Below are 16,803 nucleotides of genomic sequence, written 5' to 3' on the forward strand. Positions count from 1 at the left end.
TCACCACACAATTTCGGATGGGGCAAGGCGTTGCTCGTTCACGCGCACTTCGTTGATCTTTCCGTCCTGAAAAAAGATCACGCGATGGGCCATGCGCTGAATCTCGGCATTGTGGGTGATGACCACGGTGGTCGTGCCGAACCGTTCGTTGATGTCGCGCAATACTTCGAGAACCTGCACGCCCGTGGTGCTGTCGAGCGCGCCCGTTGGTTCGTCACACAACAGGATCTGCGGGCGTTTGGCGATCGCGCGGGCAATCGCGACGCGCTGTTGCTCTCCGCCCGACATCTCGGACGGGAAATGATCCATCCGGTTTTTCAATCCCACCAAAGACAGTGCTTCGGTGGCTGGCATCGGGTCGGGTGCAACGTCGGTCACAAGTTGCACATTCTCGCGCGCTGTCAGACTGGGCACCAGATTGTAGAATTGAAACACAAACCCGACGTGATCGCGCCGATACCGGGTCAGACCGCGATCCGACATGTCTGTCAGTTCTGTCTTTTTGAACCAGACACGACCATCTGTTGCGTGATCAAGGCCACCAAGGATGTTGAGCAAGGTCGATTTCCCGCTGCCCGATGGGCCAAGCAGGACAGTCAGTTCCCCCTCGAACAACTCCAGATCCACCCCGGCAAGGGCAAACACCTTCACCTCGCCGGTTTCATAGACTTTCGTGATCCCTTGGGTTTTGAATACGATCTCGGGCAATGCACGCTCCTGTCGGCGCAAATCTACTGATGGGAAGAGGGCCGGGATTGATCGATCTCAATTGGACTGGGCCATTAATTCCGCACGCTCCAGATCGCTCACAAAGGCGGCAATTGCATCGTCTTCTTTGCCGGTGCCCTCATCTGCGTTCGACAAGGACTGGACGGCCGTAAACGAACGCCCCAAATCCTTTTCGGCAACATCAAAGGCCTTTTGTGCGGGCGAATGATCAGCGCTGGTCAGGAAAAGCCCGACAGTTTGAGGCAAAGGCAGACCAGCACGCAAGTAAGTCCGCAATGGCGTCGCGGGATACGATGTCCAGACCGGACCACAAAGTATAAGACGATCATAGCCTGCCACTTCTGGCAGAGGGTGTGACCCCGGCATGTCGCGTTGTCGGAGGCTGTCAAACCCGGCGCGCGCAAATCCCCAAATAGGTCGGCTATAAGCGGGTGCTTGAATTTCCTGCAATTCACCATCCAGGACCTCACGCAACCGCTCGGCCAGACGCTTTGAATGTCCCGACCGTGAATAAAAGACGATGCCAGTGCGCGACGTTTTGACTTCCATGTGAAACCCCTCTCTGCAACGCCCTTGTTTTGACGCAATGTGCAGAGCGGACGTTGACAAAGATCAATGCCCCGCCGCGCCTGCATTGTAGGGTCACAAAAAAGGAAGCGATCATGCCAGTGATGACCTCATGGAGAGAACAGTTTCCCGGCTTGTCCGGTCTTTCTCCGACGGTGTCCGAACTGCTGGACAAGCGGGCGCATTCCGTTCACGTGAACAAGAACAGCGTGATTTTCGGCCCCGGCAAACCCGCTGAAAACCTGCTGTTGCTGGTGTCGGGAACGGTGCGCGTTCAACAGCTTTCAGAGGCCGGGCGCGAGATCGTTCTTTACCGGGTGCACGCGGGCGAAAGTTGCGTTCTGACAACTGCCTGCCTTCTGGCGTTCGAGGATTATTCGGCCGAAGGGATCGCCGAAACGGATGTCGAGGCCGTATTGATCCCGCGCGATGCGTTTGATGAGATGATGGGTTCGTCCAAGGCCTTCCGCGCCTTTGTGTTCGAGGCCTATTCCAAACGCATCACCGAGCTTTTCCTTGTGATTGAGGAGATTGCGTTCAAACGCATGGACATCCGCGTGGCGCAAAAGTTGATCGCGCTGAGTGGCACTGACAGCACCCTGCACCTGACCCACCAGCAGCTTGCGGTTGAGCTTGGCACGGCGCGCGAAGTGATCTCGCGGCAGTTGAAAGAGTTCGAGCGGCGCGGCTGGCTGACTCTGAGCAGAGGCGAGATCAATTTGCGCGATGCCGCTGCGATCACGCGTCTGGCTCAATCCCCCTGACGCGTTCCTGTCCAATGTGACTTAATCACCGACGTCCCGTTCCTGATCTGACATTCCAACCACATCAAGCATGAAAGGAAAGCAAATGACTGCCAATGTAGGAACCCCCGACCGCCTGTTGAGGGCCATCTTGGGGCTGGTGCTGATCGTTGCACCTTTGCTGAACATGCCTGCCATCTGGTCCAGCCCGGTGCTGGCTTATGGCAGTATGGGCGTCGGTCTGGTTCTCGTCCTCACGGCGCTTTTCCGGTTTTGCCCACTCTATCGTGTACTCGGGCTTTCCACGTGCAGGCTTTGATCCATGGTCACTGAGTTCACTCCTGTCGCGTCACTTGCTGGCGGGGTTCTCATCGGTCTTGCGGCCGTTGGTTTGATGTTGCTGCGCGGCCGCATTCTGGGGGCTACGGGCATCCTTGCAGGCGCGCTTCTGCCTGCCAGCCGCTATGACTGGACATGGCGGATGGCGCTGTTGCTTGGCATGTTTCTGGGGCCGTGGGTCTATTTTATGGCGGCGGGCGTTCTGCCCACGATCACCGTGCCTGCATCGACACCCCTCCTGATATTCGGCGGCGTTCTGGTTGGTATCGGCGTGACTCTGGGCAGTGGCTGCACATCCGGGCACGGCGTTTGCGGCATGGCGCGTCTGTCGCCACGTTCATTCGCTGCGACCGGAACATTCATGCTGACCACCGCGCTCACGGTCTAGGCCGTGCGCCATATCTGGGGAGTGTAGAACATGCGCACAGTGCTTACGTTTGTGATTGGCGTGGTGTTTGGCACCGGGATCGTGCTGTCCGGCATGGCCAACCCGGCGAAAGTGATCAACTTCTTTGACATCGCGGGCACGTGGGATCCCAGCCTTGCCTTTGTGATGGGCGGGGCGGTCATAACCACGTTCCTGGGCTATCGATTGGTTCTGCGTCGTCCTGCACCCGTCTTTGAGGCCGCGTTCGACATACCGTCAAACCGCAAGCTCGACATGCGCCTGATTGGCGGGGCAGCCATTTTCGGTGTCGGGTGGGGCATTGCCGGTTTCTGTCCCGGCGGCGCTTTGCCCGCCTTGGGGACGCTGAACAGTGACGTGATCACCTTTGTCGCTGCTTTGGTGGCGGGCGTGCTTGGAACCCGGTTTGTGTTGGAGCGTCTGGCCGCGCGTCGGCATTCGGAAGAACCTGCGACGTGAGCGCAGGCCACACGCTGCACGTGGACAAGGATTGGGGCGTGGCGGATAACTTGCCCGCGTCATCAGTGCGGATGTCTGAGCGTCCGATGCGCTACCTCTGGATCGCTTCAAGGTAATCCAGCAGCGCCTCGAAGTCGGTTTCCAAAACCTCGCCATCCGCGCCACCCTCGGGATAAACATGTCGAAGACCGACGCGGGCAAAGTCCGGCATGGCGGCATCCGGGTCATCTTTTTCCAAAACACCCATCACAAACCTGCGCACAAATTCCCTTGGAAATTGTCCGTCGTTGCGTTGTCGCAAGCCCGTCAGATCCGGCGCCGCAACGCCCAAGCCAAGGGAGGCGCTCCCGGCGCCTTCGCCAACCGCACCATGACATGCCGCACATTCCTTGGCATAGACAAACTGCCCACGATCCACACTTCGGCTCTTGTCATCGCTCGCCTCATTGCACGCTGTGAGGCCGCCCGCGCAAATAGATAAGCTGAGCAAAAGGCGGAACGTCATATCTGGCTCTCCTCGGTATGTGGGTCAGGTTGATTTTCATCTGCTGACAACGTTGTTTGCTTCTGACGGCAAGTTCGCACAGATGGAACATGCAGTGATTGACGTGCATCAATGCGAAAAACGAAATAAAACCAAAGCGTTGTCTGGACAGATGTCGATTACCCGGGCCGAAACGTAAAGTGCCACCAACAGTCTCAGTCGATACATCGTGGATCAAAGCACTGTTTCTCAGCCTAAGTCTGCAGATCAGTGCCAAGACCGATGATTTTACAGTCAAACTCATTTCCGCGACCTCATGCGAATGAGTACTGGGACAACCGGGAGAAAGAAGGGCCATGTGAGAGATCCTTCAACGACATCGACAAACGTAAAGTAGCCGCCTAAGGCCATCGTTTCAAAGCGTCAAAATAGTGAAATGGCGGACCCTAGAGGATCTCGAACCTCTGGCCTCTGCCTTCGGAGGGCAGCGCTCTATCCAGCTGAGCTAAGGGTCCAGTAGGGGTCGTATAGCCAGCGGCTTGTACCACCGCAATTGATAAAACACCGAAAGGGAATTGTTGCGGGCCAAGGTCGGGATGTGGTCGACGGCCTTAGCCGCCCCAGGTACGCACGACGCCACAGTCCATATGCACGAAATTGGAGCCGGAGTACTTGCCGACACCGCCACCACGGCAGGCAGCCGCCGCGCGGGCCATCTGGCCGACTGAACGGGTGGACAGGCGCAGATCGGCGGCCTGACCTTTCATGTGCAGGGAATTCTTGGCCACACCACGGCTGCGCGAGCGCAGCATGGCGTTGGTTTGCGGGCTGCGATAGCCCGACAGAAGCATGTAGGGTTCGTTCACATCCAGCAGGTTATGAGCAGCGGCCATGATGTCGATATTGCGCAAATCCATCGAGATCACCTGATTGGTGCGCCAGTCTCGCATGAAGTGATTCACTTCCTTCACCGCGTCCTTGATGTAATCGCCCTCGATCCAGTAGATCATGTCGATCCGCTCACCGGTGCGGCCCGAATACATGCGCAAACGGCGAATGTCGCCCGATCCGCGCAGAAATCCTGCCGCCTTCGAAAATGTCGGTGCTGCTGTGATGGTGGTTGCTGCGAATGCGCCAAGCACGGCCCGGCGGGTCATGCCCGAAGAGTTTGTATTTGTCATATCACTGCGCCGTCCCGTACGCCTGCTTGCCTGCCGCCCATGATGTTACACGGGCCGTTTTTTTCATCTCATCCCCAGATGCCATTGGTTTATGACATAGCTCGATCTGTTTACCAAGCTCTGAATTTCCGTGCAAATTCTTCGCAAGCCATTTTGGCGGGAATTTGCGCAAATTCTGATCATTGTGGTCAGAGCGCACCTGACCGATGCAATGGCGCATCATGGCGGGTTAGATTGTGCGGAAAACCCATATGTGATTGGACAGTTGCCCGCGTGGTTTGGGATAAGCGACGCCAACTTTCAAAGTGATTTCGAGGTGCGATATGACTGCTGCTTTTTCCCGTCGATGGATGTTTGTGCTGAGCCTTGCGTTGGGCATGATATTTGCGGGATTGCCTCAGAGTGCGCAGGCGCAGGTCACTGCGTTCAAACAGGCCGTGGCCGAAGCGGCGGCGCGTGATGCGGATATCGCCGCCTTCTACAAGGCCAACGGCTACAAGAGCCTGTGGACCGGTCGGTCGGGGCGCGAACGTCAACGGCGCAACGCTTTGTTTTCGGCCCTGTCCAAGGCTGGAAATCACGGCTTGCCGACTGCGCGCTATGATGCGGGCGGGCTACAGGCCAAAATGAAAGCAGCCAAAACCGAACGCGACCGGGGTCTGGTCGAGGTCGAAATCAGCCGCACCTTCCTGCAATACTCGCGCGATCTGCAAACCGGTGTGCTGGTGCCCAGCCGTGTGAACCGTGCCATCGTCCGTCAGGTCCCGTACCGGGATCGCACGTCCTACCTCGTCAACTTTTCGAAATCCTCGCCCAATGGATTCTTCAAGGCACTGGCGCCCAAAACCACGGAATACAACGCCCTGATGAAAGAAAAGCTGCGGATGGAGCGGCTGCTGGCAAAGGGCGGATGGGGTGCGAAAGTGCCTGCCAACTCTCTGAAGCCGGGACAGTCGGGGGCTGCTGTCGTGGCGATGCGCAATCGTCTGATCGCGATGGGATTCCTCAAGCGGACCAACACGCAGACCTATGACGCGGCCGTTCAGTCGGCGGTACAACAGTTCCAGTTGGCCAATGGCCTCGCCGCTGACGGCGTTGCAGGTGCGGGCACCATGAAAGAGCTGAACAAGGGCGTTCAGGATCGTTTGCAATCCATCATCGTTGCGATGGAGCGTGAGCGCTGGGTCAACCAGGAACGCGGCAAGCGCCATGTGCTCGTCAACATCCCCGACTTTACGGCCAAGATCGTGGACAACGGCAAAGTGACCTTTTCGACCCGCTCGGTTGTGGGGGCCAACAAGGAAGACCGCCCGACAGTCGAATTCTCGGATGTGATGGAATTCATGGTCGTGAACCCAAGCTGGTATGTGCCGCGCTCGATCGTGGTGGGTGAATACCTGCCCGCGCTCAAGCGCAATCCCAATGCAGTGCGCCATATCGAAATCACAGACAGCCGCGGGCGTAAGGTGAACCGGGCGGCGGCGAATTTTGCCCAGTACACGGAAAAATCCTTTCCCTATGCGATGCGTCAGCCGCCGAGCAAAGGCAACGCGCTTGGCCTCGTCAAGTTCATGTTCCCCAATCCCTACAACATCTATCTGCATGACACGCCCGCCAAGAACCTTTTTGGACGTGAATCGCGGGCCTACAGCCACGGCTGTGTGCGGCTGGCAGATCCTTTCGACTTTGCCTATGCGCTGCTGGCCAAGCAGACCGGCGATCCCGAAGGGTATTTCAAATCGGTGCTGGCCACGGGCCGAGAAACCCGCGTGGATCTGAAAAGCCCGGTGCCGGTGCACATCATCTACCGCACCGCGTTCACCACGCCCAAGGGTCACACCCAGTATCGCCGCGACATCTATGGCCGCGACGCGCAAATCTGGAACGCCTTGTCCAAGGCAGGGGTGGCCCTGCGCGCCGTTCAGGGATAAGCCTTCGCCCGACAGCTTTTGCGGCCGGGGGATTTTCATGCGCTACACCGTTGCAGAGATTGCCGCCGCCATTGGCGCGGAGGCAGTCGGTGACACCACGCTTGTGATTTCCGCACTGGCCGAGCCCGCGTCGGCGCAGTCCGGCGATCTGGCGATGGCAAGCACCGCCAAATACGCCGAAGCGCTCAGTGCTGGGGATGCAAAGGCTGCGATGCTTTGGGCCGGTGCCGACTGGCAAGCACTTGGGCTGAGGGCCGCGATCCTGCCGCAACGCCCGCGCTATGCGATGTCGCATCTGACCACGATGATGGATCCCGGACAGGGGTTCGGGGCTGGCATCCACCCAAGCGCCAGCATCGATCCGACAGCACAGATCGCTTCTGACGTCAGTATCGGGCCCGGCACCGTCATCGGCCCCGGGGCACATGTCGGTGCGGGATCGACGATCGGCCCGATGTGTTTCGTCGGGTGGAAGGCGACCCTGGGCGAGGGGGCCTATCTGCGCGAACAGGTCAGCATTGGCGCGGGTATCCGGATCGGGGCCCGCTTTAATGCCCAACCCGGTGCGCGCATCGGCGGTGACGGATTTTCCTTTGTCACGCCGGAAAAAAGCGGGGTCGAGGCGGCCCGCGAAAGCCTTGGCGATCAGGGCGAAACCCAAGACCAAAGCTGGGCACGGATCGCAAGCCTTGGCGGGGCCGAGATCGGGGATGACGTCGAGGTTGGTGCAAATTCGACCATCGACAACGGCACCATCCGCGCGACGCGGATCGGGGACCGCACCAAGATCGATAACCTTGTGCAGATCGGACACAACGTAACGATTGGCGAGGACGTTCTGGTCTGTGCGCAGGCAGGCGTTGCCGGGTCCTCCGTGATCGGCAACTTCGTGGTGCTCGGCGGACAGGTGGGCATTGCGGACAACCTGATCATCGGTGACCGGGTCGTGGTGGGTGCCGCCAGCGTCGTGCTGTCCTCTGTCGCTGCGGGCAAGGTGATGCTGGGCTATCCCGCGACCGAAATGAAAACCCAGATCAACAGCTACAAGGCGCTGCGGCGTTTGCCGCGCTACGTGGCCGACATCGCCGCGTTGAAGAAAGCGGTTTTCAAGCCGGGTTCCAGTGACTAAATCAACGCCACGTTGCGCGAAAAAGGTGAAACCATGAGCGTTCAGGACAAGGTCATCGAAATCATCGCCGAACAGGCCGTTCTGGAACCGGGCGATGTTACGCTGGACAGCACGCTTGAAGACCTGGGCATCGATTCCCTTGGCCTTGTGGAAAGCATTTTTGCCATCGAGGAAGAGTTCGACATCTCGGTCCCCTTCAACGCCAATGATCCCTCCGAAAGCGACTTTGATATCTCCAACGTCGCCTCGATCATCGCGGGCATTCAAAAGCTGATCGCGGAACAGAAGGCCTGATGCACCGCGTTGTCATCACCGGGGCTGGCACGGTCAACGCGCTGGGTCACGATGTGCCTGACACGCTTGAGGCCATGCGCGAGGGCCGTTGCGGGATCGGCGCGCTGGATTTTCAGGACGTTGAACGTCTGTCCATCCAGATCGGCGGCCAGGTGCGCGGGTTTGAGGCCGACGGGCGCTACAACCGCCAGCAGATGAGCCTTTATGACCGCTTTACCCAGTTCACACTGGCCGCTGCGAAAGAGGCGATTGATCAGGCGGGTCTGACCTTTTCCGGCGATCTGGCGGCCAAATCCGGCGTTGTCCTCGGCACCGCCGGGGGTGGGGTCAGCACGTGGGATGCCAATTACCGCTCCGTCTATGAAGAGGGCAAGAACCGTGTTCATCCCTTTGTTGTGCCCAAGCTGATGAACAACGCCGCTGCCTCTCATGTGAGTATGGAGCATAACCTTAAGGGCCCGTCTTTCACGGTTTCGACGGCCTGTGCTTCGTCCAACCACGCCATGGCGCAGGCATTCCAGATGGTGCGGACGGGGATGGCCCCGGCGATGGTCACCGGCGGGTCGGAATCCATGCTCTGTTTTGGCGGCGTCAAAGCGTGGGAAGGCTTGCGCGTGATGTCCAAGGACGTATGCCGCCCGTTCTCGGCCAACCGCAACGGTATGGTGCAGGGCGAGGGTGCGGGTGTCTTTGTCTTTGAAGAATACGAACACGCACGCAGGCGGGGTGCGGACATCCTGTGTGAAGTGATCGGCTTTGCCATGTCCTCGGACGCCAGCGACATCGTCATGCCATCCAAAAACGGGGCCGCACGGGCGATGGCAGGCGCGCTTGCGGATGCAAAGATAAATGGCGAGCAGGTCGGCTATATCAACGCCCACGGCACCGGCACGGCGGCCAATGACAAGACGGAATGCGCGGCCGTGGCCGATGTGTTCGGCCCGCACGCGGACAAGCTGATGATCTCCTCCACCAAATCGATGCACGGTCACCTGATCGGCGGGACCGGGGCCGTCGAATTGCTGGCCTGCATCATGGCGCTGCGCGACGGGGTTGTCGCACCCACCATCGGTTACGAAGAACCTGATCCCGAATGCGCACTTGACGTGGTCCCGAACGAGGCGCGCGAGGCGGACGTGCAGGTCGCCTTGTCCAACGCCTTTGCGTTCGGGGGGATGAACGCGGTGCTGGCGCTGCGCAAGGTATGAAAAAACCGCCCCTTTGTGCGGGGCGGTTTGGCATTACTCAGAAAAATCAGTGATCGGGATCAGTTGGCGTTGATCGTTGTCTTGTTGTAGCTCGCCGTGAAGCCCGACAGCGACATGGTCAACTCGACCTTCTGATCGGGTGCCAGTGCGGGCACGATGGTCAGGGTCGCGGCATTGCCTGCACGGAAGGCTGCAATTTCCTCGGCAACAAGGCCGACACGGGAATAGCAGCCGATCGTGTTGCAGAACGAAAACGGATAGCGGCGGGCCGCGTTGCTGTCGACCTGCATGGTCAACTGCTGGGGCAGGGAGGTTTCGAGCGGCACGACAATCGTGGCCCCGGCCACCGCGCGCCCACCTTCGGGCAGACGGAAGATCGAGATTTCGGCGACAGGCGTGCCCTCGCTGTCAGACATAAGCTGGTACATCTGGCATGGTTCTTCCACACCCTCTTCGGCCTTGATGCAGCGCACAGCCCAGTCGCCGTTGGTTTCGGCGGTATAGGTCTGGCCCACCTGGGGCGCGCTTGCGTCTTCGCCAAGGCTCAGCTGGTCTTCGATGCTGGGTGCGGGCGTTTCGGATTCGGGTGTTTCGGTCTCTGTCTCTTGTGCCAGAAGGGCGGCAGGCAAAAGACATGCCGTGGTCACTGCAATCAAAAAAGTGCGCATGTTTGTTCCGGTTCAGTTGCGTATCAAGGCGGTTGCTAGCACGCCGGAACGGCGGTGTCAGGGGCAAAGCGCAAAGTTTTGATCACAGCTTGGCATGGTCCGGTTTCACCATGGCCAAAAACGCAAAAAAGGAGGCGGTAACGCCCCCTTCTTCGATTGTTTTTTTACTCCCCGTCGGACTGGCCGACTTATTGTCGCGGACGTTACGAGAGCCGTCGGCATTGGTCAACAGCTATTCTTTGTCACTTCTGTGGACAGGCGGCGCTTGGCCCAAAAAAAGGCCGCGCACAAGGCGCGGCCAGTCTGACAGGGAGGAAGTGTTCCGCGCCAGGAGGACAGTAGGCGGGAACAAAAACACTATGGCACCCAAGTGTTAACTTTGTATGGTCCCTCCGATGGAGCCCATGGACAAAAGGTTAACAACGTGAGCGCACAACTCTTTATCGGCGGCGGCGGGCCGGACTACGGCGAAGCTCAGGGACTGTCCCTTGGATATGCCAACCGCCATGGGCTGATCGCCGGGGCCACGGGCACCGGCAAGACGGTCACATTGCAGATTCTGGCCGAAGGGTTTTCGAATGCGGGCGTCCCTGTGTTCCTGTCCGACGTCAAGGGTGACCTGTCCGGCCTCGCCAAGTCCGGCACCCCGGATCACAAGTTGCACGGCCCCTTCACCAGCCGGGCCGAAAAGATCGGTTTTGCCGATTACAGCTATCACGCCTGCCCGGTGACGTTCTGGGATCTGTTCGGCGATCAGGGCCACCCGGTGCGCACGACCGTCTCGGAAATGGGCCCGCTTTTGCTGGCGCGCCTGCTTGAGCTGACCGAGGCGCAGGAAGGCATCCTGAACATCGCCTTCCGCCTTGCGGATGAGGAAGGCATGCCGCTCCTCGGACCTCAAGGATCTGCAGGCCCTGCTGGTCTGGATCGGCGAGAACGCCAAATCGCTGTCCTTACGCTATGGAAACGTCTCTGGCGCGTCGATTGGTGCGATCCAGCGCCGTCTGCTGGTCTTGGAAAACCAAGGCGGGGCAGGGCTGTTTGGCGAACCCGCTCTGGAACTTTCAGACCTCATGCGCACGGATGCAAATGGCAAGGGGCGCATCAATATACTGGCGTCTGACAAGCTGATGAATGCGCCGGGCCTCTATGCCACTTTCCTGCTCTGGCTGCTGTCTGAGCTGTTCGAGGAACTGCCCGAGGTGGGTGATCCGGAAAAACCCAAACTGGTTTTTTTCTTTGACGAGGCGCACCTTCTGTTTGACGACGCGCCCAAGGCGCTGGTGGACAAGGTCGAACAGGTCGCGCGCCTGATCCGCTCCAAGGGGGTGGGGGTGTACTTCATCACCCAGAACCCGTCAGACGTGCCCGAGGATATTCTTGGCCAGCTTGGCAACCGTATCCAGCACGCCTTGCGGGCCTTTACGGCCAAGGACCGCAAGCAGTTGAAACTCGCCGCTGAAACCTACCGCGAAAACCCTCGCTTTTCGACCGAAGAGGCGATCCGCGAGGTGGGTGTGGGCGAGGCGGTGACGTCGATGTTGCTGAAAAAAGGGATACCGGGCATTGTAGAGCGCACGCTGATCCGCCCACCATCCTCGCAACTCGGTCCTATCACGACAGCCGAGCGTGCAGAATTCCTCGCTGCAAGCGATATGGCCGGGAAATATGACAAAACGCTCGACCGGGTGTCGGCCTTCGAGATGCTCAAGACCCGCGCTGAAAAGGCCGCCGCAGAGGCCGCCAAGGCCGAGGAAGAAGCCGAAGAGGCGGACACCCCGTCCTTGCGTGAATTCAACGCGGCACGGCGGTATTCGGGCAAGGGCGTCACCCGATCAACCTCGCGGCCCAAACGGGTCAATCCGAGCTTTGGCGAAGCGATGACCAAGATGGTGGTCAAGGAACTGACCGGCACAACCGGGCGCCGCATGGTGCGCGGTATTCTGGGCGGGCTGTTCAAGGGACGCTGAGGGGCGTCCCACGCTGGGACAGGGCGCGCCTCTTGGTTTTTCAATGGGTTACAGAGGCGAATTCAGGAATTGTTAACGAATGCCATGCGCGGCGTCGTCGGGTGCGATGTGCCGCGCGCGCGTCTTTCGCGCGGACAGACGGCGCCCAAAGACGGATGCTGCGTGTCATCACGGTCAGAGTGTTCAAGGCGCGGTGATTGTGTTGACCCTGTTACCTGAACGCGCCTATTCTTCTCTCATTCCGAGAATCCCAAGGTATTTTTATGATGACACAAATCGCACTGACCCTGCATTCAGACGGCTTATCCGACAGCGCGACCCAAGCGCGTTTGCGCCAGCTTGCGCGCGAAATCGAGGCGCGCAGTGATGCCAAAACCGAACTTGCGCGTGGCGATGCAACACCCGGCACCAAAGGGGATGCGGTCACAATCGGCACGCTGTTGATGACGCTGATGACCAGCGGAGCGGCGGTCGCTGCACTCAACGTGCTGAAGAGTTGGGTGGAAAAGGACAAAACCATTTCCTTTTCGCTTAAACGCTCTGACGGAACGGAGATCAGCGTGAATGCCAGCAACATGGAGGACGCGGAGAAGCTGGTCGCAGATCTGGGCGGTGAGGCCGGAGAGGGCTGATGGAAGAGCGGCGGGTCGCCTTGCTGTTTGGCAACAAAGCCTACGAAAACGAAGACTTTGCACCCCTGCAATCCCCACATGCGGACGTGGATGCGCTGGCGGCCGTGTTGAAGGACCCGGAGCGCGGCGGTTTTCATGATGTGAAGGTGTTCAAGGATGCCAACCGTCTCGACATTCTGCGCAACCTGACCAAATCGCTGCGCAAAAAAAACCGCGATGATCTGTTGCTTGTCTACTTTTCCGGCCACGGGCAGACGGATGACCACGGCGATCTGTACCTTGCATCCGTCGAGGCGGAAAAGGAATTGTTGACGGCCACCGCCGTCGATGCGCGGCACGTGGCGCAGGAAATCGGTCGGGCAGACAAGGGCAAGACCGTGCTTGTGCTGGATTGCTGTCACGCTGGCGCGTTCCCGTCACACTTCAAGTCCGGCGATGGGTTGCAGGCCAAGGCGGATGCCTATGCGGACGGCGCGGGGTGCTATGTGCTGATGGCCTGCGACGAGTTCGAACTGGCCCATGATGGCCGCGGCGAGTCGCTGAGTCTGCTGACCCACCATATCGTCGAAGGCTTGCAGGGCGCGGCGGACACGGATCAGGATGGTTTCATCACGGTCAACGAATTGTCGGACTATCTGGATCGTGCATTGCGCAAGGGCGGCAAACAACGGTTCACCCAAAGTGGGCACAATCAGCGCGGATCTGTTCTGCTGGGACGGTCGGGGATCGAACCGCTCAAGCTGACGCTGGCGAAGGCCGAAGAACAGGTTTTTGCCTGGCGGCGCAGCGATGCGATCACGCTGGAGCGGGCCAATGAAGTGCTTGGATTTCTGGCTGAGAAACCGGATCCGAAAGTTGCTGAAACAGCACCGCGGTTCGAGTTGATCCAGCGCGCGGCGGACGGGACAGTCGGGTCGGGCGAATTTCTTGAGTTGTGGCGCGACAGCGCGCCGGTTGTTGTCGCTCCGGAACCAGAGCCGGAACCAGACCCAGAGCCAGAGCCAACCGCAGAGCCGGAGCCAGCCCCTGAAGCAGTCTTGGAAGAGCCTGCGCCAGAACCGACAGTTGAACCGGAACCAGCACCTGCGCAAAAACCCAAACCCGCGACACGTAAACCGGCGACGCGCACGCGCAAGACCGCAACACCAAAGGCGGCAAGCGCGGCAAAGGCGACAGGAACAAAAGACGCGGACAAAGGTGCGGACACATCCGCCAAACCCGAACCTGCGGCAAAGAAGCAAAGAGCATCTTCCAAAAAGCGCAAGCCGCACAGACAGGTTCCGCCCCAAACTTGTTCTTCGAATTGATCCTTGGGCTTGGGATCTTGGCGGCCTTTTTGGTTGTCGGTGGTGTTTTGCTGTCATACGCAGTGCGCGTGTTGGTGGGACGGCTGCCGGACTTGTTCTACGGGTTCGGCCAGCCCGGGTTTGTCGTTTTGGGCCTTGCTCTCGTGCTGTGCGTCATTGTCCCGATCATTATCTTCGCCGTGATGGGTGAAGTTCACGATTTCGATGATGTCCTGCTGTTTGGAGGCATAAGTCTGGTTACTTTGTTTCCCGCTTGCCTTGGGTTTCTGTGGTTTTTGGATACAGAACCGTTTTGCGTTATAAGCCTGTCCTGGTACGATCTGACCTACATGGTGTCGCAGGATGAAAACCCCCGGACCGATGGTGCGCGGACATATCTGATAGAGCAATGCATGGGCCCGGAACACCGCTTGTGAAATAGTCTGCGGGTACCTTTATCGCTCGGGGATCAAGCCCCGCGGACTGAACCGCAACACCAGCAGCAGCACCAGACCCATGGTCAGCAGCCGCATGTGGGCCGCCGAATCCAGCAGATGGTCGCGCAGCCAGTAGCCTTCGGCCATGCCAGCGGTGACAAGGTTCATGAGGCCCAGCCCGATGGGTTCGACCATCACCCACAGCCACCAGATCAGGAATCCGCCCAGCACCGACCCCAGGTTGTTGCCCGACCCGCCCACAATCACCATCACCCAGACGAGGAAGGTAAAGCGCAGAGGCTGGTAGCTGCCCGGCGTCAACTGACCGTCGAGTGTTGTCATCATCGCACCCGCAATGCCGCAGATGGCCGAGCCGAGCACGAAGACCTGCAAGTGGCGCGCGGTGACGTCCTTGCCCATGGCTTCGGCGGCGACTTCGTTGTCGCGGATGGCGCGCATCATGCGCCCCCAGGGGGAATGCAGTGCGCGTTGGGCCAGCAGGAAGAGCCCGATCAGCACGGCTGCGAACAGACCGGCATAGATCAGCTTGACCCACAGGGTCGAGGCGGTGACCGGGTCCAGACCCATGCCCGCGACACGTTCCACAAAGGCGGGGTCATTCTGCAGGTCGATCTCGTAAGGGGCCGGGCGGGGCAGGCCGACGACGTTCTTGACGCCGCGCGCCAGCCAGTCTTCGTTCTTCATCACGGCGATGATGATTTCCGCGATGCCGAGAGTTGCAATTGCAAGGTAGTCGCTGCGCAAGCCTAGGGCCGTCTTGCCAATGATCCACGCGGCCCCCGCGGCCAGCAATCCGCCCACCGGCCAAGCGATCAGCACCGGCAGGCCAAGGCCGCCGAGATAGCCCGCATTGGCCGGATTGATCGCCTCGACCGCCGCCACGCCGCCGTCAAACACGGCGCGGTAGACAAAAAAGCCCACGATCAGGATCGCGATCATGCCGATGGCGCGCAAGCGGCCTTTTGGCAACGTGCTGTAGGCGAGGATTGCGCCGACGATTGTGGCCGCGCCCAGCACCAATGCCAGCACGACGCGCGCACCGCCCGCAGCCCATGCCTCGCCTTCAGGGGGCATCGACACCAGCACAGTGGCCAGCCCGCCCAAGGCGACAAAGCCCATGATCCCCACATTGAACAGGCCCGCAAACCCCCATTGCAGGTTCACTCCCAGCGCCATGATCGCGCTGATCAGGCCAAAGTTCAGCACGAACAGGGCCGAGTTCCAGCTTTGGATAAAGCCGGTGGCGATGATCAGGAAAGCGACCATGCCGAAATAAGCGATATTGCGTATGGTGTCGGTCATACCGATTTCCCCGCGAACAGGCCCGTGGGCCGGAAAAGCAGCACGATCAGCAGGATGACAAAGCTGACGGCGAATTTGTAGTCGGTAGAGAGGAGTTGCGCGAGCCCGTCGGGGGCGAGGCTGTCGGGCAGGGCGTATCCTGCGACCTTTTTCCAGGCATAGGTGATCATGACTTCGGAAAAGGCGATGGTGAACCCGCCTGCGATGGCCCCGATGGGGCTGCCAAGACCGCCCACGATGGCGGCGGCAAAGATCGGCAGCAGCAGTTGGAAATAGACAAAGGGTTTGAAGGATTTATCGAGACCGTAGAGCACGCCTGCGATGGTCGCGAGCGCCGCCACGATCAGCCATGTGACCATCACCACGCGTTCGGGGTTGATGCCGGAGAGGAGTGCGAGGTCTTCGTTGTCCGAATAGGCGCGCATGGACTTGCCCGTCCGCGTGCGGTTGAGAAAATAGAACAGGGCCGCCACCACGATGATCGCCGTCACCACCGTGATCCCTTGGGTCGTCTTGATTGCCAACCCTTCGTCGAGCCCCGTCATCGCCTTGAAAGTGCGCACCGACACGATAAAGCGTTCGCCATCGGCAAAGCGCTGGTCGTTTGGGCCGATGATGAAACGCACAAGGCCGTTCATGATGAACATCACACCAAGCGAGACGATGACAAAGATCACCGGCTTGGCCTTTTGCTGGCGGTAGAACCTGTAGACGGCGCGATCCGTGAACAGCATGAGGCCCGCACAGACGGCAATGCCAAAGGGCAGGGCAAGAAGGGCGGTGGGCAAAGGCCCTGCGCTGATACCGATGGCCTGAAAACCCCATGTGATCAGGATGGTGGCCATGGTGCCAAAGGCCATCGTGTCGCCATGGGCGAAGTTGGAAAACCGCAGGATGCCGTAGATCAGCGTCACCCCAAGCGCGCCGAGAGCGAGTTGCGAGCCATAGGCGATGGCGGGGATCAGGACGAAGTTGGAAAGGGCCACGAAGGCGTTGAGGAGGTCCATTAGAAATCCC

Annotated in this window: 20 protein-coding genes, 1 tRNA gene and 1 pseudogene; 12 read left to right on the top strand and 10 right to left on the bottom strand. The window is 59.5% G+C overall.

Annotated features, from left to right (window positions below):
• Both ACERZ8_RS15010 and ACERZ8_RS15015 read right to left on the bottom strand, forming a co-directional pair.
• Complete coding sequence (locus ACERZ8_RS15010) at positions 1 to 708, bottom strand: ABC transporter ATP-binding protein (RefSeq protein WP_407592962.1); 708 nt, start codon at positions 706 to 708, stop codon at positions 1 to 3.
• Between the two features lie 57 nt (positions 709 to 765).
• A complete protein-coding gene (locus ACERZ8_RS15015; RefSeq protein WP_407592963.1) occupies positions 766 to 1,278 on the bottom strand; it encodes a flavodoxin family protein in 513 nt (170 codons plus the stop codon).
• Positions 1,279 to 1,391: 113 nt separating this feature from the next.
• On the opposite strand from ACERZ8_RS15015, the gene ACERZ8_RS15020 reads away from it, so the two are divergent.
• From ACERZ8_RS15020 to ACERZ8_RS15035, 4 genes are all read left to right on the top strand, one after another.
• Complete coding sequence (locus ACERZ8_RS15020; RefSeq protein ID WP_407592964.1) at positions 1,392 to 2,060, top strand: Crp/Fnr family transcriptional regulator; 669 nt, start codon at positions 1,392 to 1,394, stop codon at positions 2,058 to 2,060.
• Between the two features lie 85 nt (positions 2,061 to 2,145).
• Positions 2,146 to 2,358, top strand: coding sequence for a YgaP family membrane protein (locus ACERZ8_RS15025; RefSeq protein WP_407592965.1), 213 nt, complete (start codon positions 2,146 to 2,148; stop codon positions 2,356 to 2,358).
• A 3-nt stretch (positions 2,359 to 2,361) separates the two neighbouring features.
• Complete coding sequence (locus ACERZ8_RS15030; RefSeq protein WP_407592966.1) at positions 2,362 to 2,766, top strand: YeeE/YedE family protein; 405 nt, start codon at positions 2,362 to 2,364, stop codon at positions 2,764 to 2,766.
• A 30-nt stretch (positions 2,767 to 2,796) separates the two neighbouring features.
• The gene (locus tag ACERZ8_RS15035; protein ID WP_407592967.1) at positions 2,797 to 3,243 is read left to right on the top strand and encodes a DUF6691 family protein; all 447 of its coding nucleotides are present in this window, start codon (positions 2,797 to 2,799) and stop codon (positions 3,241 to 3,243) included.
• A 91-nt stretch (positions 3,244 to 3,334) separates the two neighbouring features.
• Here the strand turns inward: ACERZ8_RS15035 and ACERZ8_RS15040 are convergent, their stop codons facing one another.
• The 4 genes from ACERZ8_RS15040 to ACERZ8_RS15055 form a co-directional block, all read right to left on the bottom strand.
• Positions 3,335 to 3,748 carry a c-type cytochrome gene (locus ACERZ8_RS15040; RefSeq protein ID WP_407592968.1) on the bottom strand — a complete coding sequence of 138 codons (414 nt, stop codon included), beginning with the start codon at positions 3,746 to 3,748 and terminating at the stop codon, positions 3,335 to 3,337.
• Positions 3,749 to 4,164: 416 nt separating this feature from the next.
• A tRNA-Arg gene (locus ACERZ8_RS15045) sits at positions 4,165 to 4,242 on the bottom strand.
• Positions 4,243 to 4,338: 96 nt separating this feature from the next.
• Complete coding sequence (locus tag ACERZ8_RS15050) at positions 4,339 to 4,908, bottom strand: YcbK family protein (RefSeq protein ID WP_407592969.1); 570 nt, start codon at positions 4,906 to 4,908, stop codon at positions 4,339 to 4,341.
• A gap of 1 nt (position 4,909) precedes the next feature.
• On the bottom strand, positions 4,910 to 5,131 hold the full coding sequence (locus tag ACERZ8_RS15055; protein ID WP_407592970.1) for a hypothetical protein: 222 nt from the start codon (positions 5,129 to 5,131) through the stop codon (positions 4,910 to 4,912).
• 100 nt (positions 5,132 to 5,231) lie between these two features.
• Here ACERZ8_RS15055 and ACERZ8_RS15060 point away from each other — a divergent pair, with 100 nt between their 5' ends.
• The 4 genes from ACERZ8_RS15060 to ACERZ8_RS15075 are packed head-to-tail and all read left to right on the top strand — an operon-like array spanning position 5,232 to position 9,470.
• Positions 5,232 to 6,839: a L,D-transpeptidase family protein gene (locus ACERZ8_RS15060; RefSeq protein ID WP_407592971.1), complete on the top strand. Its 1,608-nt coding sequence runs from the start codon at positions 5,232 to 5,234 to the stop codon at positions 6,837 to 6,839.
• A gap of 37 nt (positions 6,840 to 6,876) precedes the next feature.
• On the top strand, positions 6,877 to 7,968 hold the full coding sequence (gene lpxD / locus ACERZ8_RS15065) for a UDP-3-O-(3-hydroxymyristoyl)glucosamine N-acyltransferase (protein ID WP_407592973.1): 1,092 nt from the start codon (positions 6,877 to 6,879) through the stop codon (positions 7,966 to 7,968).
• Between the two features lie 33 nt (positions 7,969 to 8,001).
• Positions 8,002 to 8,262 (top strand): acyl carrier protein, encoded by a 261-nt coding sequence (locus ACERZ8_RS15070; RefSeq protein ID WP_407592974.1) that lies wholly within the window; start codon positions 8,002 to 8,004, stop codon positions 8,260 to 8,262.
• Positions 8,262 to 9,470 (top strand): beta-ketoacyl-[acyl-carrier-protein] synthase family protein, encoded by a 1,209-nt coding sequence (locus ACERZ8_RS15075; protein ID WP_407592975.1) that lies wholly within the window; start codon positions 8,262 to 8,264, stop codon positions 9,468 to 9,470. The genes ACERZ8_RS15070 and ACERZ8_RS15075 overlap by 1 nt, the downstream gene beginning before the upstream one ends.
• A gap of 59 nt (positions 9,471 to 9,529) precedes the next feature.
• Here ACERZ8_RS15075 and ACERZ8_RS15080 read toward each other — a convergent pair whose 3' ends face one another.
• On the bottom strand, positions 9,530 to 10,138 hold the full coding sequence (locus ACERZ8_RS15080; protein ID WP_407592976.1) for an invasion associated locus B family protein: 609 nt from the start codon (positions 10,136 to 10,138) through the stop codon (positions 9,530 to 9,532).
• A gap of 82 nt (positions 10,139 to 10,220) precedes the next feature.
• Positions 10,221 to 10,367 (bottom strand): hypothetical protein, encoded by a 147-nt coding sequence (locus tag ACERZ8_RS15085; RefSeq protein WP_407592977.1) that lies wholly within the window; start codon positions 10,365 to 10,367, stop codon positions 10,221 to 10,223.
• 195 nt (positions 10,368 to 10,562) lie between these two features.
• On the opposite strand from ACERZ8_RS15085, the pseudogene ACERZ8_RS15090 reads away from it, so the two are divergent.
• The 4 genes and pseudogenes from ACERZ8_RS15090 (at position 10,563) to ACERZ8_RS15105 (ending at position 14,463) form a co-directional block, all read left to right on the top strand.
• Positions 10,563 to 12,108: pseudogene (locus ACERZ8_RS15090) on the top strand (helicase HerA-like domain-containing protein).
• Positions 12,109 to 12,371: 263 nt separating this feature from the next.
• Entirely contained in the window at positions 12,372 to 12,740 is a 369-nt protein-coding gene (locus ACERZ8_RS15095; RefSeq protein ID WP_407592978.1) for an effector-associated constant component EACC1, read from the top strand.
• Positions 12,740 to 14,047: a caspase family protein gene (locus ACERZ8_RS15100; protein WP_407592979.1), complete on the top strand. Its 1,308-nt coding sequence runs from the start codon at positions 12,740 to 12,742 to the stop codon at positions 14,045 to 14,047. Before ACERZ8_RS15095 ends, ACERZ8_RS15100 begins: the two co-directional genes overlap by 1 nt.
• A complete protein-coding gene (locus tag ACERZ8_RS15105; protein ID WP_407592980.1) occupies positions 14,032 to 14,463 on the top strand; it encodes a hypothetical protein in 432 nt (143 codons plus the stop codon). Before ACERZ8_RS15100 ends, ACERZ8_RS15105 begins: the two co-directional genes overlap by 16 nt.
• An 18-nt stretch (positions 14,464 to 14,481) precedes the next feature.
• Here ACERZ8_RS15105 and ACERZ8_RS15110 read toward each other — a convergent pair whose 3' ends face one another.
• Positions 14,482 to 15,786 (bottom strand): ABC transporter permease subunit, encoded by a 1,305-nt coding sequence (locus ACERZ8_RS15110; protein WP_407592981.1) that lies wholly within the window; start codon positions 15,784 to 15,786, stop codon positions 14,482 to 14,484.
• A complete protein-coding gene (locus ACERZ8_RS15115; RefSeq protein WP_407592982.1) occupies positions 15,783 to 16,793 on the bottom strand; it encodes a branched-chain amino acid ABC transporter permease in 1,011 nt (336 codons plus the stop codon). Before ACERZ8_RS15115 ends, ACERZ8_RS15110 begins: the two co-directional genes overlap by 4 nt.
• Between the last annotated feature and the right edge of the window lie 10 nt (positions 16,794 to 16,803).

This window comes from Tateyamaria armeniaca (genome assembly GCF_045797845.1).
Classification (GTDB): domain Bacteria; phylum Pseudomonadota; class Alphaproteobacteria; order Rhodobacterales; family Rhodobacteraceae; genus Tateyamaria; species Tateyamaria armeniaca.

Bases quoted from the DNA above. Each gene is read 5' to 3' on its own strand.
- ACERZ8_RS15015 (WP_407592963.1), bottom strand. From the start codon at position 1,278: ATGGAAGTCAAAACGTCGCGCACTGGCATCGTCTTTTATTCACGGTCG.
- ACERZ8_RS15020 (WP_407592964.1), top strand. From the start codon at position 1,392: ATGCCAGTGATGACCTCATGGAGAGAACAGTTTCCCGGCTTGTCCGGT.
- ACERZ8_RS15025 (WP_407592965.1), top strand. From the start codon at position 2,146: ATGACTGCCAATGTAGGAACCCCCGACCGCCTGTTGAGGGCCATCTTG.
- ACERZ8_RS15030 (WP_407592966.1), top strand. From the start codon at position 2,362: ATGGTCACTGAGTTCACTCCTGTCGCGTCACTTGCTGGCGGGGTTCTC.
- ACERZ8_RS15035 (WP_407592967.1), top strand. From the start codon at position 2,797: ATGCGCACAGTGCTTACGTTTGTGATTGGCGTGGTGTTTGGCACCGGG.
- ACERZ8_RS15040 (WP_407592968.1), bottom strand. From the start codon at position 3,748: ATGACGTTCCGCCTTTTGCTCAGCTTATCTATTTGCGCGGGCGGCCTC.
- ACERZ8_RS15050 (WP_407592969.1), bottom strand. From the start codon at position 4,908: ATGACAAATACAAACTCTTCGGGCATGACCCGCCGGGCCGTGCTTGGC.
- ACERZ8_RS15055 (WP_407592970.1), bottom strand. From the start codon at position 5,131: ATGATGCGCCATTGCATCGGTCAGGTGCGCTCTGACCACAATGATCAG.
- ACERZ8_RS15060 (WP_407592971.1), top strand. From the start codon at position 5,232: ATGACTGCTGCTTTTTCCCGTCGATGGATGTTTGTGCTGAGCCTTGCG.
- lpxD (WP_407592973.1), top strand. From the start codon at position 6,877: ATGCGCTACACCGTTGCAGAGATTGCCGCCGCCATTGGCGCGGAGGCA.
- ACERZ8_RS15070 (WP_407592974.1), top strand. From the start codon at position 8,002: ATGAGCGTTCAGGACAAGGTCATCGAAATCATCGCCGAACAGGCCGTT.
- ACERZ8_RS15075 (WP_407592975.1), top strand. From the start codon at position 8,262: ATGCACCGCGTTGTCATCACCGGGGCTGGCACGGTCAACGCGCTGGGT.
- ACERZ8_RS15080 (WP_407592976.1), bottom strand. From the start codon at position 10,138: ATGCGCACTTTTTTGATTGCAGTGACCACGGCATGTCTTTTGCCTGCC.
- ACERZ8_RS15095 (WP_407592978.1), top strand. From the start codon at position 12,372: ATGATGACACAAATCGCACTGACCCTGCATTCAGACGGCTTATCCGAC.
- ACERZ8_RS15100 (WP_407592979.1), top strand. From the start codon at position 12,740: ATGGAAGAGCGGCGGGTCGCCTTGCTGTTTGGCAACAAAGCCTACGAA.
- ACERZ8_RS15110 (WP_407592981.1), bottom strand. From the start codon at position 15,786: ATGACCGACACCATACGCAATATCGCTTATTTCGGCATGGTCGCTTTC.
- ACERZ8_RS15115 (WP_407592982.1), bottom strand. From the start codon at position 16,793: ATGGACCTCCTCAACGCCTTCGTGGCCCTTTCCAACTTCGTCCTGATC.